Annotated in this window: 12 protein-coding genes and 1 pseudogene; 12 read left to right on the top strand and 1 reads right to left on the bottom strand. The window is 60.6% G+C overall.

Features of this window, described 5'->3' with window-relative positions:
- Window positions 1-140 precede the first annotated feature (140 nt).
- The gene (locus CJF39_RS20200) at window positions 141-1031 is read left to right on the top strand and encodes a sensor histidine kinase (RefSeq protein ID WP_094995036.1); all 891 of its coding nucleotides are present in this window, start codon (window positions 141-143) and stop codon (window positions 1029-1031) included.
- The gene (locus CJF39_RS20195; RefSeq protein WP_094995035.1) at window positions 1028-1687 is read left to right on the top strand and encodes a response regulator; all 660 of its coding nucleotides are present in this window, start codon (window positions 1028-1030) and stop codon (window positions 1685-1687) included. The genes CJF39_RS20200 and CJF39_RS20195 overlap by 4 nt, the downstream gene beginning before the upstream one ends.
- Here the strand turns inward: CJF39_RS20195 and yegS are convergent.
- Window positions 1671-2570 carry a lipid kinase YegS gene (gene yegS, locus CJF39_RS20190; protein ID WP_094995034.1) on the bottom strand — a complete coding sequence of 300 codons (900 nt, stop codon included), beginning with the start codon at window positions 2568-2570 and terminating at the stop codon, window positions 1671-1673. The two genes, CJF39_RS20195 and yegS, sit on opposite strands and share 17 nt — an antisense overlap.
- A gap of 416 nt (window positions 2571-2986) precedes the next feature.
- Here yegS and CJF39_RS20185 point away from each other — a divergent pair.
- From CJF39_RS20185 to CJF39_RS20140, 10 genes and pseudogenes are all read left to right on the top strand, one after another.
- A pseudogene (locus CJF39_RS20185) lies at window positions 2987-4423 on the top strand (undecaprenyl-phosphate glucose phosphotransferase).
- The gene (locus CJF39_RS20180) at window positions 4424-5881 is read left to right on the top strand and encodes a mannose-1-phosphate guanylyltransferase/mannose-6-phosphate isomerase (protein WP_094995033.1); all 1458 of its coding nucleotides are present in this window, start codon (window positions 4424-4426) and stop codon (window positions 5879-5881) included.
- Window positions 5882-5948: 67 nt separating this feature from the next.
- On the top strand, window positions 5949-6725 hold the full coding sequence (locus CJF39_RS20175; RefSeq protein ID WP_094995032.1) for a polysaccharide biosynthesis/export family protein: 777 nt from the start codon (window positions 5949-5951) through the stop codon (window positions 6723-6725).
- A gap of 19 nt (window positions 6726-6744) precedes the next feature.
- The gene (locus CJF39_RS20170) at window positions 6745-8739 is read left to right on the top strand and encodes a GumC family protein (protein ID WP_094995031.1); all 1995 of its coding nucleotides are present in this window, start codon (window positions 6745-6747) and stop codon (window positions 8737-8739) included.
- Window positions 8739-9929, top strand: a complete 1191-nt coding sequence (locus tag CJF39_RS20165) for a glycosyltransferase (protein ID WP_094995030.1) — start codon at window positions 8739-8741, stop codon at window positions 9927-9929. Before CJF39_RS20170 ends, CJF39_RS20165 begins: the two co-directional genes overlap by 1 nt.
- Window positions 9919-11247, top strand: coding sequence for a cellulase family glycosylhydrolase (locus CJF39_RS20160; RefSeq protein WP_094995029.1), 1329 nt, complete (start codon window positions 9919-9921; stop codon window positions 11245-11247). The genes CJF39_RS20165 and CJF39_RS20160 overlap by 11 nt, the downstream gene beginning before the upstream one ends.
- Window positions 11244-12461 carry a glycosyltransferase family 4 protein gene (locus CJF39_RS20155; protein ID WP_094995028.1) on the top strand — a complete coding sequence of 406 codons (1218 nt, stop codon included), beginning with the start codon at window positions 11244-11246 and terminating at the stop codon, window positions 12459-12461. The genes CJF39_RS20160 and CJF39_RS20155 overlap by 4 nt, the downstream gene beginning before the upstream one ends.
- Window positions 12452-13552 carry a glycosyltransferase family 4 protein gene (locus CJF39_RS20150; RefSeq protein WP_094995027.1) on the top strand — a complete coding sequence of 367 codons (1101 nt, stop codon included), beginning with the start codon at window positions 12452-12454 and terminating at the stop codon, window positions 13550-13552. Before CJF39_RS20155 ends, CJF39_RS20150 begins: the two co-directional genes overlap by 10 nt.
- Window positions 13552-14946, top strand: a complete 1395-nt coding sequence (locus tag CJF39_RS20145) for an O-antigen ligase family protein (RefSeq protein WP_094995026.1) — start codon at window positions 13552-13554, stop codon at window positions 14944-14946. The genes CJF39_RS20150 and CJF39_RS20145 overlap by 1 nt, the downstream gene beginning before the upstream one ends.
- On the top strand, window positions 14943-15764 hold the full coding sequence (locus CJF39_RS20140; RefSeq protein WP_094995025.1) for an acyltransferase: 822 nt from the start codon (window positions 14943-14945) through the stop codon (window positions 15762-15764). Before CJF39_RS20145 ends, CJF39_RS20140 begins: the two co-directional genes overlap by 4 nt.
- The last annotated feature ends 4 nt before the right edge of the window (window positions 15765-15768 follow it).

Genomic DNA, 15768 nt, shown 5'->3' with positions numbered 1-15768 from the left:
CTCATCTGGCTCATAGGCGGCTCGGATCAGGTGGTCAGGCGTATTTCAGCACATTTGAAAACTTGTTCGGAGATTCCTTAACTCTTTACCTGCCAGCCACCTGCCAGGTCCTTCAGCGAACACCTTTGGCTCCACACGCTATGCACGCCAGCCTCAAGTCATTCAAGCCTTTGTACCCTACGGGTAAAACCGCTCGCCGGCTGACGGCAGCGCTTTGTCTTTGCTCTGCACTCTCAAGCATCGTCGCCTACTGGGCGTGCGACTCCTTGCCCACCGTTTTAATGCTGCTCGACCTGACCACCCTGGCCAGCATCTGGTGGCTGCACCGGGACTCGCGCAACGCCATCACACTGCAACCCAAGGAACTGGCGGCCCGCATGATTGAGGTACAGGAAAGCGAACGCCAACACTTGAGCCGCGAACTGCATGATGACATTGGCCAACTGCTGACAGCTGCCACCCTGCAAACCCGTTGGCTGCAACGCCGCGCACCCGAAGACTTGCAGGCGCACTGCCTGAGCCTGTGCACGTTGCTTGAAGAAACCCTGGCCAAGGTGCGCGATGTTTCAGCCGCGTTTAACCCAACGCAAATTGCCAGCCTCGGCCTCGACGTCAGCCTGCGGGCACACTTGATGAAAACCCTCGAAAACGCATCGCTTCGCTGGACCTTCGAGTGCCACCCGCGTTTGGGCGATATTCAGGAAGACATGGCCGTGGTTATCTTTCGCGTCACCCAGGAGTCCGTCACCAATGTGCTGCGTCATGCCAGGGCCAGCAACCTGCTGGTGCAACTGCGGCGCCAGGCGGACGGCCTGCATTTGAGCGTGCGCGATGATGGCGTCGGCTTCGTCCCCGCCAGCGACCCCAGACAGGCCGGGCAACGGGGCATGGCCGGTATGCTTGAGCGGGTCGAGCAGTTGAATGGCAGCATCAGCGTCATCAGTGAACCCGGCGCCGGGACGCATACCGAAGTCCTGTTGCCCTGGCCCCGGCGCACTCATCCACGTGCACAGTTGGGCCAAACCTCATGACGTGCAATCTGCTGCTGGTGGATGACCACCTGTTGATTCGGGCCGGGGTCAAGGCACTGGTCAATGACTTGCCGGGCTACGCGGTGATTGGCGAAGTTGAAGATGGCGGGCAGTTGGTTGAGGCGGCCGAACGACTTCAACCGGACATCATTCTGCTGGACTTGTCGATGCGCCATACCGGCGGCCTGGAAGCCTTGCGTCAGCTCAAAGCGGTTATGCCGCGCTGCAAAGTGCTGATCCTGTCGATGCACACCGACCCGTCCCTGATCATGCAAACCCTCGAAAGCGGCGCCCACGGCTACTTGCTCAAGGACACCAGCGCCGTGGAGCTGGAACAGGCCTTGGGCGCACTGCGCAACAACGAGCGTTACCTGAGCCCGGCCATCGCCCATACCGTGATCAATCAGGCGCTCAACCGCGGCCCAGCCCCCTGCACGACGCAGGCCAGGCAGCACAACTTGACCGAACGCCAACTGGAGATCCTGCGCCTGATCGTGCGCGGCAAGTCCACCCGCGAAATTGCGTGCGGGCTCGGCCTGAGCATCAAAACCGTCGAAACCCATCGCGCTCAGGTCATGAAGCGCCTGCACATCCATGACGTTGCCGGGCTTGTGCTGTTTGCCGTACGCGAGCAAATCATCAGCCTTGACGACTGACCAGCGGTGAGCCTTCGGGCAAATGCACCTGCAAAACGCCCTTGCGCACAGAGAACCGGCTCGCTTCCTGCGCCATCGGCTCACCGTCGAGGTTGATGGACAGCCCTTGCGCGGACTTGATTTCCACCCAGGGCAGGCGCGCGCGCACAAACAGGTTGTCCATGCCCCAGCCACCTTCCATCAGGCCCTTGAGGGTGCCAACCACTTCTTGCGGCGCAGGCAGGATGCTGATGTCCAGCAGCCCGTCATCGGCCACCGCGGACGGACACAGTTCATGCCCGCCCCCGGCCTGACGGCCGTTGCCAATGCCCAACGCCAGCAGATCGCCTTTCCAGTGAAAATCGGGGCCCTGCAACTCAGCATAGGCGGCGTGCAACTCACTGAAACGCGTCAGACCGGTAAACAGGTACGCTGCTCCGCCCAAAACCTTTTTCAAGTCCTCTGACGTGTTGGCCGTCACCTGACTGCCAAAGCCGCCCGTGGCCATGTTCAAAAACAGCTCGCCGTCAGCATCGCCCAAGTCAATGCTGCAGGCCGGGGCATCGAGCAGCGCCAGCGCTTGGGCCGGGTCCAGTGGTACGCCAGCGGCCCGCGCGAAGTCGTTGGCGGTGCCCAAAGGCAGCAACACCAGACTGGCCCGGGCATCCGCCTGAGCCATGGCCTCGGCAATATCACGCAGGGTGCCGTCTCCGCCCCCGGCGATCAGGTGGGTGTAACCGGCGGCCAGCGCTTCATGCACCAAACGCTGCGCATCCCCGGCTTCCCACGTGAGCCGCACCGCCAAGTCCCAGCCCTGCGTCCGCTGGTGTTCAACCGCAGCACGCACGTCTTCATTGAGTGCCTGCTTGCCATGCAAGATTAAAAAGGCCTTTGCTGCGCTCATTCATCGTCCCTCAAACAGTGAGTCTGGGTGTTGGACAACAGCCAAATGAAAATGGCCTGTTGTTTTTTTTGCTGCTTCAAGCCCGATCCATCGGGCCCAAAACGCAGCCGGAAAGCGGATCCAAAAATTCGATTCGCAACAACCTGTTTCATGTCCTTTACTACAGACCATTAGCAAGGCAAACCCGCACAGAGGCTGCTAACAGCCCGAAAACACGGGCCTGCACCCAATCAAGCACACAAAAAAATATCGCGTCTACACTGCAGTGTCAGACGCAGAACGCCAAATAAATAGTCATAAAACCCTCTATGGCGACTTCCGTATCTAGCCGTCATTTGGCGTTAAGCAGCATGGATGAACGACATTGCTTTGCAGTCCGCGCCTTTTCCAGGGGTAGCGATTAAGAAGGGATCCTTATGCGCTTGCAGCCCGTTGACAGCTTGTCCCTTACCCGCCCGAGCATGGTCGAGTACTTCTTGTTCGCCATCCGCGTGGTACACGGCATTACCGCCATCCTGCCCGGTTTGTTGCTGCTGTTTTATTTGCGCGAACAACACCCGGAAACCACCAACAGTTACTTCGCCGTACTGATATTTTTCGGGGTAGTCAGCGTGCTGTTTTTCCAGGCGCTGGGGGTCTATGCCGAAAACATCTTCAGCAACCGCTGGCGCCTGCAACTCACCCTGTTCGCCTGATCGGCGGCGTTTTGCCTGTTGCTGTTCATGCACCGCGCGCTGGACTTGTTCAACTACATCAGCAACGCCGAATTACTGGTCTGGTACCTCGGCAGCCTGCTGTTGTTTGGTGTCGAGCGGATGATTTTGCTGACCCTGTTCAAGCGCCTGATGAGCCGCGGGATCTTTCTGCAACAAGCAGTCATTTTGGGCGCCACCGAAAACGGTGTACGCCTGGCCGAATACCTGGCCCAGCATCAAGACATCCGCTCCGGCGTGATCGGTTTCATTGATGACCGGATGGCACGCCTGCCCGACACCGTGGCTCACCTGCCTGTGCTCGGCAATACCCAGGACCTGGAAAAAATGATCCGCGAAGAGCGCGTCACGCAGATTCTGGTGGCGCTGCCGTGGTCGGCGGAAAACCGCCTGGATTACATCATTCGCAACCTGCGCAAATTCCCGGTGAACGTACTGCTGGTGCCCGACATGATTGCCTTTCGCCATGCCCACAATCGCATCAGCGAAGTGGCCAACCTGCCGATGTTCAACGCCTCCGAAGTGCCTTTACGCGGATGGTCGCCCGTGTTCAAACGCATTGAAGACATGGTGCTGTCGAGCCTCGCACTGATCGTACTGTCCCCGGTGATGCTGCTGGTGGCACTGGCGATCAAGCTCGACTCGCCGGGGCCGGTGCTGTTCCGGCAAAAGCGTTATGGCTACAACAACCGGTTGATCGAAGTATTCAAGTTTCGCTCGATGTACCAGAACCAGTCAGACTTCACCGCCGACAAGCAAACGACCCGGGGCGATCCGCGTGTCACCCGCGTCGGGCGTTTTATCCGCAAGACCAGCCTTGATGAACTCCCGCAATTGTTCAACGTTTTCGCCGGCAGCATGTCCATGGTCGGCCCGCGCCCGCATGCCACGGCAACCAAGGCCGCCGGCATTCTGTTCGAAGAAGCGGTGCAGGAATACACCTCGCGTCATCGGGTCAAGCCCGGCATTACGGGCTGGGCGCAAATCAATGGTTACCGGGGCGAAACAGACACCCTGGAAAAGATCGAAAAACGTGTCGAGTTCGACCTCGAATACATCGAAAACTGGTCGGTCTGGTTCGACCTGTACATCCTGTTCCGCACAGTTCCGGCGGTGCTCCTGACTAAAGAGGCGTTCTGAATGAGCCTACTCATTCCTTGCATAATCGCCGGCGGCGCCGGTACGCGACTGTGGCCTGTTTCGCGCGAGGCCATGCCCAAACCGTTCATGCGCTTGCCCGACGGTGAAAGCCTGCTGCAAAAGACCTTCCGCCGTGCCTGCGGCTTGCGCGATGTGGGGCAAGTGCTGACCGTGACCAACCGCGAGGTGTTTTTCCGCACCCTCGACGACTACCGGCACATGAACAAAGGCGGGGTCGAGCTGGATTTCATCCTCGAACCCTTTGGCCGTAACACCGCGCCCGCGATTGCCGCGGCGGCCCTGCACGTGGCGCAACGTTATGGCCAAGACGCTCAGCTGTTGGTGCTCCCCGCCGATCACCTGATCCGCGACATCGACGCCTTCGCCAACGCGGTGGACAGTGCGCGCCAATTGGCCGATGAGGGCTGGCTGGTGACCTTTGGCATTCTGCCGACCAAGGCGGAAACCGGGTTCGGTTACATCGAGAAAGGCCCCGCGCTGAACAGTGACGCCTATGAAGTCGCGCGCTTTGTGGAAAAACCCGATGCCACCACCGCGCAACAGTATCTGGACGGCGGCCTGCACCTGTGGAATGGCGGCATGTTCTGCATGCGCGTGGACAGCGTGCTGCGCGAGTTCAAAGCCTACGCCCCGCACGTGCTGACGGCGGTCAGCCACTGCCTGGAACACAGCCAGGTGTTTCAGGGCAAACAGGAAATCCATCTCGAACTGGACAGCAGCACCTTCGCCCAGGTCCCGGACATCTCCATCGACTATGCGTTGATGGAACGCTCGAAGAAAGTCGCCGTGGTCCCCTGCAATCTGGGCTGGAGTGACATCGGCTCATGGGAGGCGGTGCGCGAACTCAGCCCGGCAGACGCCAATGGCAATCAGTGCAACGGCGAAAACGTGCTGCATGACGTACACAACTGCTACATCGATTCGCCCAAGCGTCTGGTGGGCGGGGTCGGGCTCAATAACCTGATCATCATCGACACCCCGGACGCCCTGCTGATCGCTGACGCCAGCCGCAGTCAGGACGTCAAATACATCGCCCAGACCCTCAAGCTTCAGGGCCATGACGCGTATCGCCTGCACCGCACGGTGACCCGCCCGTGGGGCACCTACACCGTGCTCGAAGAGGGACGCCGCTTCAAAATCAAACGCATCGTGGTCAAGCCGCAGGGCACCTTGTCCCTGCAAATGCACCACCACCGCAGTGAACACTGGATCGTGGTCAGCGGCATGGCCAGGGTCACCAATGGCGACGACGAGTTTCTGCTCGACACCAACGAATCCACATTTATCAAACCCGGTAAAACCCATCGCCTGCTCAACCCCGGGGTGGTTGATCTGGTGATGATCGAAGTGCAAAGCGGCGAGTACTTGGGAGAGGACGACATCGTACGCTTTACTGACATATACGGGCGCGTCCCGGTCGATGCCAGCACGCATTAAACATCGTTTTCCATTTGTCCCAGCCCCGCAAGAGGGCTGTGACCCTGCATGCCAGGAAGCGCGAATAATGAAAAAAATCCTGTTGCTGTTGAGTGTTGTTTTGCTGAGTGCGTGCGGTTTGCCGTCCAAAGTGACGCTACCGGACGATGCTGTTTTGCGTGAAGGCCACCGCGCCGGACAGGCCCTGGCCGGAAAACCCCTCCCCCTTGAACGCATACGCGCCGGCGACACCCTGCGCATTGTGCGCAACACCGGTGAAGCGCCGTCGATTTCGGCGTTTACCGCCAACTCGATCTACGAATTGACCTTGTTCAATGTGCGCACCGACGGCACGTTTTCTTATCCCTATATTGGCAGCGTCAAGGCGGCGGGCATGACCCCCGACCAACTGACGGCCGTGCTGGAGAAGAAACTGACCCACGTCTATCAAGACCCGTCACTGACCATCAACTTCTCGCAAACCCCGAGCAACACCGTTTATGTGGGCGGCGCGGTGCAAAACCCGGCCACCCTGCAAGTCAACATCGCCACCACGCTGGAACAGGCCATCGTCGGTGCCGGGGGCGTGTTGCCGGTGGGCGACAGCAACAACGTGGCGCTGCTGCGTCAGGAAGACGACGGGCGCTACAACACGTATTTCTTCGATTACAAAAACTCCATCGCGCGGGGCAACAGTCAGCAGGCACCTGTTTTGCTGCAGCGCGGCGACGTTGTGTTTGTGCCCAAGTCCTCCGTGGGCAATGGCATCGAGTGGGTCGATCTTTACCTCAACCAATTGATTCCGTTTACCAAATCAATTGGCATTGGGGCGTCCTACGAACTGCGTAAAAACGACAATAACTAATCGCCAAAGGACTGCAGACATGATCAATATCCGTTCCTTCCGCGATTTATTGCGCCTGTTCTTCATCTTCAAGCGCGAAGTCAAAATCACCGTGCTGGTGACCTTCATCATCATTGTGCTGGGCGCTTTTTTGCTGCCCAACCGCTTTGAGTCCACCGCTTTGCTGCTGGTCAAACCCGGCCGCGACACCAGCACCCTGCCGATCGAAATTGCCGATCGCCAGGCCGTTGTGATCCCCAGTGCCATGCGCGACCCGATCATTGACGAAGAACGCATCCTCACCGGGCGCCCGATCGTGCGCATGGTGGCCGAGAAATACCTCGACGACCTGTCGCGTCAACCGCAACCCACCGGGGTCGTTGCGACCCTCAAAAATACGCTCAAAGCCACCGTGCAAGGGTTGGTGGACATCGGTCGCGGGTTCCTGCAAATGCTCGGGTTGGTGGAGAAACAAACCCCGGTTGAGCGCCTGGCCGATCAGTTGAGCAAAAATTTCAGCGTCACCCATGCCCCCGGCTCATCGGTGATGGAAGTGAGCTTTACCTGGAATGACCCTGAAGTGGCCCAGCAGGTGGTCAAATCGTGGATCGACCAATACGAGCAGGAACGCACCTCGACCATGGGCCGCAAGAGCCTCTACGGCTTTTATGAAACCGAAGCGGCCGCCACTCAGGCGCGGATCCTCGACTACCAGCGCCAGATCGAAAAAATCCTCAACCAGTTGGGCGCCGTCAGCATCGACGAACGCCTGAGCGACATTGCCCGCAACCTCAACAACCTGAAGGGCGAGCACCTCAACACTACCCGCGCCGTGGCCTCGACCCAGAGCGGCCTGGACACGATTCAGGCGCAGCTCAACAGCATGAAAAAAGAGATCAGCATCGGGCGGCAAATCAGCATTAACCCGGACCGCCAGGATTTGGCACAACGTATCAACGCCAAACTGATCGAACGTCAGGAAATGACCCGCACCTTCAAAGAAACCGCGCCGCCGGTCAAAGCGCTGGACGCGGCCATCGCCAACCTGCAAGCGCTGCTCAACAGTGAGAAGGCCGTGGTGCAACGCAGTGAAAACCTTGCGCCCAACCCGGTGTACACGCGCTTGCAAAACAGCTTCGCTGATCAGCAGGCCAGCCTCAGTCGTCTCAAAACCCAGGCTGCCCAGCAAAAAGTACAACTGGAAAAACTTGAGCAAGATCGCCGCGAGGCGCTGGCCCTTGAGCCTGAACTGTCACGTTTGCAACGTGAGTTGGCCGCCGCCGAAAAAAGCTTTGCCCTGTACAGCGACAGTACTGAAAAAGCGCGTATTGACCGTGAACTGGACAAGAGCCGCATCAGTAACATCGCGGTGATCGAGCAAGCCACGCTCAACCCCAATCGCGTGTTCCCGAAAAGCTTGCTGATGCTGTTTCTAGCCCTTCCGATCAGCCTCGCAGTCGGGCTGTTGGCGCTGTATTTCTTCTACCTGCTGGACCAACGCATCCACGACGGCGACCACATCGAAGAACGCTTTGGGGTCAAGGTCTGGACCAGCCTGCAAGACCTTAGCGATAACCAGCCCCAGCGGCGCAGCGCCTTTATCGCCAGCATGTACCGGCTGTATGGGGTGCTGCCGCTGGAACAAGTGGCCGAACGCGGGTTGAGCATTGGCCTGACCTCTGCGCGCAGGGGCGAAGGCGTGAGTTTCGTCATCGAGCACCTGCGCCAGCTGCTGGAAGAGCGCGGCCATCAGGTGCGGGTCGAGGGTACCGGCCCTGCGGCGCCGGGAGAAATCCTGCTGTTGAACGCTTCCGGGTTCTTCTCCAATCAGGAAGCCTTCGTGATCTTGCGTCAGGCCGATTTGATCTGCCTGATCGTCGAGGCTGAAAAAACCACTGTGCCGATCCTGCAAACCGCGCTCAACACCTTGAACACAGCGTTCAAGCGGGTGGATGGCATCATCATTAACCGCCGTCGTTTCGACATCCCCGAGAAGGTGTTGAACTTCCTGGCGCGGATTCGGGGTAAAGCCTGATGCACATCGCCCTGCTAGCGCCCCTGGCGCCTGAACAAAACGGTATCGCCGACTACGCAGGGCACCTCAAGGCCGCCCTGCAGAGTCAAGGCATTGAAGTCAGTACGCCGCTGGCTGGCATCGGCAACGATCCCGAACGCGCGCTGCAACGGGTGGCCAGTACGGACTGGCGCGGCATTGATCTGGTGCACGCCGAACTGGGTGGCGGGCGTCTGGCAGAGTTCCACGCCCTGCATGCCTTGCGCGAACGGTTCCCGAAACTGCCCCTGACCGCCACGGTGCACGACCCGGAGCGGCTGGTCTGGCGCCGCGCCCGGCTGCCCTGGCCGTTGTCACTGGCCAGCCGCCTGCCTTCGCCGTTGCCGCAACTGGCGACCGTGCTGGCCGACCCTTTGTGCCTGTATGAAGAACGGCAACTGGCCCGCAGCCTGACGCGCCTGGTCACCCTCACGCAGTCAGGCAGCGACTGCCTGAAACAGCGCATGGGCCTGCATAACGAGCAAATGGTGGTCATCCCCCATGGCAACTTACTGATTCCGCCTGCGCCGCTGCCTGATCTCAACCCGGTGAAGCTGTTGTATTTCGGCTTTATTTATCGCGGCAAAGGCATCGAGGATTTGCTCGAAGCCCTGGCCATGGCTTTCATGCACAAGCCCGAACTCAAGCAGCAACTGACCCTGACACTGGCCGGGGGCAGCGAACCGGAAATGGCCTTCGAATCCGGCGGCAGCTACCTGCACCTGCTGCGTCAACGCATTGAGCAATTGGGGCTGGAGAAGAGCATCGCGTGGCGCCTTGACCTGCCAGCCAGCGACATCGCCACGGTCATTCAGGCGCACCACGTGATGGTCCTGCCCTACCGCGAGTCGAGCAAACTCAAGTTGTTGGGCCAGTTGCGCGGCACCAGCGGGGCGCTGTCATGGGCCGCGGCCTGTGGGCGCGGGGTGATTACGTCGGATGCGCGTTCATTTGCCGAGGAGGTCGATCATGGTAACGGGGTGATTTACCCCCAAGGCAATGTGGCCGCGCTGGCCGCCGAGTTGGGCCATTTGTGTGCCGACCCGATGATGGCTGTTCGCTGGGCCGAGCACGCCCAACAGATCGGCAATGAACGCGTCTGGAGCAAAACCGCCGAGCGCTTTCACCAGATGTTCAAATCCGCCTGTTGGGGGCGCACCCATGTGGCGTAAACCTGTGTTCTGGCTCCCCGCACTGCTGATCGTGGTTATCGGGGTCAGCCTGCTGCCATGGAGCCCGCCCGCCGAAGCCGAAGGCACAACGTTACGCGCCCCGCGCCCGGTGGTATGGAAGGACTTTTTGGGGGTTAACGCGCAGTTCCAGTACTTCCCGCAGCCGGTGTATGAAAAACAAATGCAGCGCCTCGATGCGCTGGGGCTGGACTGGGTGCGCCTGACCATTCACTGGGCGATGATCGAGCCCGAAGAAAACAACCTGCAACTGGCGCCGCTCGATGGCGTGATGCAGGCCATCAGCGCGCATCATTTCAAGACCCTGGCCTATCTGGTGGGTTCTGCGCCGTTCGCCAGCAGCGTGCCCCCCGGCGAACCGACCACTGACCTTTATCCACCCAAGGATTTTTCAGTCTTTGCCCAACGCATGCTGATGCTGGCCCAGCGTTACCCGCAAGTGAACGTATGGCAGGTGTGGAACGAGCCCAACATCATGTGGCTGCCCCAGGCCGATCCTGCCGAGTATTACCGCCTGCTGACCACCACCGTCAGGGCGATTCGCGCCGCGTTGCCAGAGCACCCCATCGCCACGGCCGGGATGGCGTATTACAGCCAAATGCCCAAGCAACCGGGCCTGATGCTGGAAAAAATGCTGGAGCAGGGCTTGGCCGAGCAACACCTGATCACCGCATACCACCCGTATTCGCAGTACCCGGAGGGCGACAACCCCGCCGACAACGACTTTCTGACCCGTTCCAATTTCCTCAACAACGCCTTGCACGCCAAAGGCATTGACCAGGTGTGGGCCACGGAATGGGGCTGGTCGAGCTACAACGGCCCACAGGAAATGCAACTGCTGATCGGCGTCGACGGGCAGGCGGATTTCACCCTGCGTCGGCTAGCGCTGATGAGTGCGATGGATTTTCAGCGCATCTTCCTGTTCAACCTCAGCGACCTCGACAGCCGCGCCACGCCGCGCGACCAGTACTACGGCTTGCTGGACCTGCAGGGCAATCCCAAGCCCGTATACGTAGCGTTGCAGCATGTGTTCAAGGTCACCGGCCCGCGCCTCGACCCGGCCGACGCCCCCGTTGTCGACGGTGCGCCAAACGACCTGTACAGCATTGGCTGGACCCGCAGCGACGGTAAACGCTTGTGGATGTTCTGGAGCGCCAGCGGCAATCAGGTGCAGTTGCCAGGCGTGACTCAGGCCACCCTCTACAACCCGCTCTCCGGCACTGAAACCCCGCTAAACGATGCGGCGGCGATCACCGTGCCGCTTAAATCCAGTTTGCAACTGTTGGTATGGACGCCATGAAAATACTCTGGACGTTGCCCTATCTGCCCTGGCCAACCACCAGTGGCGGCAAGACCCGCCAATACCATTTGCTGCGCAGCCTGGCCGCGCGCGGGCATCGAATCACCCTGCTGGTGCAGTCAAAAACAGCCCTCGACGCCGCCACCCGGGCAGCGCTTGAGCCGTTTCTCGACCGTTTGATCGTGCTCCGCCGCCGCCCTTTGCGCAGCCTTAAGACCCTTCTGGCCGTGGCCTTGGCGCCCTACCCGATGCTGGCCGGCATCAACGGCGTGACGGCCCCGCTGGAACAGCAAATAGGGCAACTCCTGCAAGAGCCGTGGGACGTGATCCAGATCGAACACAGTTACAGTTTTCAGCCGTTCGAGCGGGCACTGAGCGCCGCCGGGCGCGACTTCATCCTCACCGAGCACAACCTCGAATCAGCCCTTGGCGCCGCCAGCTATGATCGCTTGCCGGGTTGGCTCAAACCCTTTACGTCCTATGACCAGTGGCGCTATCGGCGCTGGGAAAAACGCGTGTTCGGGCTGGCCAAGGAGCTGATTGCTGTCACCGAGCAGGACGCGCGTGCCATGCGCCAACTGACGGACACGCCGGTGTCGGTGGTGGTCAACGGCGTCGACAGCGAGCATTACGCCCACGTACAACCTGACCTGCACAGCCAGCGTTTGCTGTTTGTCGGCAATTACGAATACCACCCCAACGTCGATGCCGTGGAATGGGCGCTGGACAGCATCCTGCCCGAGCTGTGGGCGCTCAACCCCAACGTGCGTTTTGCCATCTGCGGCTTTGGCCTGCCGGATCACTGGCGCCAGCGCTGGACCGACCCACGCATTGAATGGCAAGGCTTCGTGCCGGATTTGCGCGATTTACAGCGTCAGGCCGCCGTGTTTTTTGCCCCGTTGCGTCAGGGCGGCGGCTCCAAGCTCAAAGTGCTCGAAGCCATGGCCGCAGGCTTGCCGGTGGTCACCACTGCCCAAGGCCGCTCAGGGCTGAACGTCAACAACGGCGAACACTACCTGGGCAGCGAGCACCCGCTAGAACTGGCACAGCTGCTGAATACGGCGTTGAGCGATCCCGCCCTGTTGCAACGCATCGGTGAGACCGGACGCGCCTACGTCAAGGCCGAGCATGACTGGTCGGCGGCGGCGGCCCAGCTGGAACAGGTTTACAACCGCCTTCCCTCCTTAAAAGAAGAAGTCAGCGTATGCGCATAGGTCTGGATTACCGCCCCGCTGCGGGCTATGGCAACAGTGGCATTGGACGTCAGACGCTGGCCCTGGAAGCAGCGTTGCGGGCGCACCCCGATGTGCAATTGCAATTGTTCGGCGTCGCCCCGCACGATCATCCGTTGCGCCGCCGCGTGCATTGCCCGCGGTGGGGCGCGCCGTTGCAAAGCGTGCACCGCCTGCCCGGCCGCATTCGCTTCGAAGGCGGCTTCCTGCCCGGCGCCCTGCGTGAGGCCGGTATTGAAATTCACATCTGCAACTTCAACATGGGCTTGCCCCTGGGCGCCAAACCCTCCGGCATGCGCTATGTGCTGCAACTGCACGACGGGTTCCAGCTGACCCACATCAACCACCACGGGTCGCGCCTCAAAGAAAAGGTGTACCGCACCAGCGACAAACTCTCGATCGGGCACTCGATCAAGGTCGCGGACCGCATCTGGACGCCCTCGCAATACACGGCGGACGAGGTGGTGAAGCTCTTCCCCGAGGCCAAAGACAAAGTGAGGGTGCTGCCGAATCTGGTCAGCGGCTTTGTCGGTGAACCGGCGGACATCAGCGACCTTGACCTGCCCGCGCGTTATTGGTTGGCGGTGGGCACCCGCGAACCGCGCAAAAATATCCCCTGGCTGGTCAGTGCCTGGCAGGCGGCGCGTCAACGCTCGGAACAGGTGCCGGAGCTGGTACTGGTTGGCGCCCGGGAACACCTGCCTGAGCCCTTGCAGCAATTAGCCGGCCTGCATTTTTTAAGCGACCTGACAGACGCTCAATTGCACGCGGTTTATCAGCACGCCGAACGCCTGTGGCAGCCCTCATATGCCGAGGGTTTTGGCCTGCCAGTCATCGAGGCGCTGAGTGTGGGCACCTCGGTGGCCGTGGCCAGCGGTTCAGCGCTGGATGAGATCACCCCGGCCCAGAGCCCACGCTTCTCCCCAACCGACACACAAGCCCTCACCGCGTTGATGGTGACCTTGGCCAATCAGGGCCCGGAAGACGCCGGGCAAATGAAGAGCTGGGCAACCCGTTACGCTGACGAAGCGTATCGCCAGCGCTTCAATACGCTGTTGGAGGAGCTTCGATAATGCCCTTGGCACTTCCGCTCGCGTTGCTGTTCAGTCTGTTATTCGGGCTTATGGCCTGGGTGCTTGCGCCGCTCACTGTGATCGTCCTGATGGTGGGCGTCGCCGGAGTGGTAACGGTGCTGCGCCATCCCCTGTGGGGGCTTTTGCTGTTCGGCGTGCTCGCGACTTTCCTGCCCTACACGACGATCAATATCGGCTTTCGCACCACCGTGTCGGAGCTTTTGATCCTGCTGGTATGGGGCAGCGTGCTGGTGCAAAAAATCCTCAACAACCTGCGACCCGCCCCCCCACTCTTGCGCACCGAACGCTGGGTGCTGGGGTTGATGGTGTTCAGTGCCGTGCCGTTTGTGGTCGGCCAGTGGATGGTCTCTGCCGAAGGCAACGGCCCGGTGAACTGGGTGCGCTGGCTGTTGAACTTGTCCGTACTGTTTTTAGTGCCGCGCCTGCTCGATACGCCCAAAGCACGTGAGCAGATGGTTATCGCGCTGCTGCTCGGCACGTTATTGCTGTTGCTGCTGTCGATCCCGGTGTACCTGCGGGACCGTTCTGCCAGCGGCATTACCTCAATCCTCGGGCACTTGGGCTATGGCGGCGTGAGCATGCTCGACGACCGTTTGCAGTCCTTTACCACCCGCATGAGCTCGCCGTGGATGCACCCCAACGTGACGGGCGGCGCCATGGCCTTGCTCGTGCCGCTGGCCCTGTGCTTCGGTTATACCCGACGCGGCTGGCTCAGAGCGCTTGGGCTCAGTGTCGGCCTGCTGGGGGTGCTGGCACTGGCCATGACCGGTTCGCGCGGGGCCTTGATTAGCATGATGGTGGTACTGATCTGGTGCGCCAGCCAACGCGTGCCCTACACCGGGCGCATGCTGCTGGCTGCGGCTGCCGCTGTGGTGGTGCTGTTGCTGGTGTACCCGCCGTTGCAAGAACGTCTGGCCGCCATCTTTTCTACGTCCGACTCCGGCAGTACCAGTGTGCGGCTGGATGAATACCGGGCATTCCCCAACGCCATTGCGAGCTTCCCGCTGGGCATCGGTTTCAAGGTCGAAGCCGGGGTAGCGGGCACCGGTTTGCTGGGCATCTCCAACCTGTTCCTGAACTTCATGTACAAACTCGGCCTGCCCGGCATGCTGCTGTTCATCGCCGTCATCGCCAGTTGGTGGCGCAGTGTGCGCCCGGTCCACAAGCCCATTGTGCTGACTGCCGACAATGCGATCTGGCTCGGCACCACCGTCGGCCTGCTGGCCGCGCTGGTCAGTGGCCTGTTCGACCACTATTTCAGCTTCACTCAAGTGTTGATCGCGTTGTTCTGGCTGATGCTCGGTTTGAGCCTGCAGGAAGCCCGGCGCCTTAAACACCCTGCCTCGCCGCCTTATTCAGGAGTTCGCCCATGAAACACCGCCTTTTCCACTCGCGAAACCTGCGTCAGGCCCTGCCCGAGTACGCCGAAAAAATGGGCGTCAGCCTCGAAGAACTGACCGACGCCTACGACTGGATGCTGGCCAATGACGTGTGCTTCGAACAACCGCTCAAGGGCGATACCTTGTGTTTCATCAGCTACCTGAATATCGAGCCGCGTATTGAACACCCGCTGGCCCGACGGTTTTATGCGTTGCTGGGGCGTGAACTCAAAGGCGCGCTGATCCCGCTGTACGGCAAAAACTGGCCGACCTTGCGCGACCGCCTGCTGCGTTGGTGGGAGCTGGCCTACAACATTCTGATCTGCAAAATCCCCAGCCACACCCTGCGCCTGCTGTGGCTGCGCGCGGGCGGGGCGAAAATCGGCAAAGGGTCAACGGTGTGGCGCAACACCGAAATCCTCGGCGTGGACAGCTTGCGCATCGGTGACGACAGCACCGTGGGTTGGCATTGCCAGCTGGACGCACGGGGCGGCCTGATCATTGGCAACCATGTGACCATCGCCTCCCACGTCCTGATTATTGCGGGCGGCCACGACGTGCAAGCGCCCGAGTTTTGGGCCGTGGGCGGCCCCGTGTACATCCGCGATTACGCCTGGATTGCCAGCCGCGCCTTGCTCTCCTTTGGTGCCGATATTGGAGAGGGTGCGGTGGTAGGCGGCAACTGCGTGGTGTCCAAACCGATTCCGCCGTATGCCATCGTGGGCGGCCCTGACGCCACGATCAAAGGCGAACGCTGCCGCAACCTGAACTACAAAGTGGGCGGCAAAGGCCTGTTCACGTTGTTTCACTAGGCCC

This window comes from Pseudomonas lundensis (assembly GCF_002269125.1).
Taxonomy (GTDB): Bacteria; Pseudomonadota; Gammaproteobacteria; order Pseudomonadales; family Pseudomonadaceae; genus Aquipseudomonas; species Aquipseudomonas lundensis_A.
The sequence above is the reverse complement of the archived record's forward strand: the minus strand, read 5'-3'. Positions and strand labels throughout refer to the sequence as shown.

Excerpts from the sequence above, each read along its gene's own strand:
- CJF39_RS20200 (WP_094995036.1), top strand. The coding sequence starts at position 141 with ATGCACGCCAGCCTCAAGTCATTCAAGCCTTTGTACCCTACGGGTAAA.
- CJF39_RS20195 (WP_094995035.1), top strand. The coding sequence starts at position 1,028 with ATGACGTGCAATCTGCTGCTGGTGGATGACCACCTGTTGATTCGGGCC.
- yegS (WP_094995034.1), bottom strand. The coding sequence starts at position 2,570 with ATGAGCGCAGCAAAGGCCTTTTTAATCTTGCATGGCAAGCAGGCACTC.
- CJF39_RS20180 (WP_094995033.1), top strand. The coding sequence starts at position 4,424 with ATGAGCCTACTCATTCCTTGCATAATCGCCGGCGGCGCCGGTACGCGA.
- CJF39_RS20175 (WP_094995032.1), top strand. The coding sequence starts at position 5,949 with ATGAAAAAAATCCTGTTGCTGTTGAGTGTTGTTTTGCTGAGTGCGTGC.
- CJF39_RS20170 (WP_094995031.1), top strand. The coding sequence starts at position 6,745 with ATGATCAATATCCGTTCCTTCCGCGATTTATTGCGCCTGTTCTTCATC.
- CJF39_RS20165 (WP_094995030.1), top strand. The coding sequence starts at position 8,739 with ATGCACATCGCCCTGCTAGCGCCCCTGGCGCCTGAACAAAACGGTATC.
- CJF39_RS20160 (WP_094995029.1), top strand. The coding sequence starts at position 9,919 with ATGTGGCGTAAACCTGTGTTCTGGCTCCCCGCACTGCTGATCGTGGTT.
- CJF39_RS20155 (WP_094995028.1), top strand. The coding sequence starts at position 11,244 with ATGAAAATACTCTGGACGTTGCCCTATCTGCCCTGGCCAACCACCAGT.
- CJF39_RS20150 (WP_094995027.1), top strand. The coding sequence starts at position 12,452 with ATGCGCATAGGTCTGGATTACCGCCCCGCTGCGGGCTATGGCAACAGT.
- CJF39_RS20145 (WP_094995026.1), top strand. The coding sequence starts at position 13,552 with ATGCCCTTGGCACTTCCGCTCGCGTTGCTGTTCAGTCTGTTATTCGGG.
- CJF39_RS20140 (WP_094995025.1), top strand. The coding sequence starts at position 14,943 with ATGAAACACCGCCTTTTCCACTCGCGAAACCTGCGTCAGGCCCTGCCC.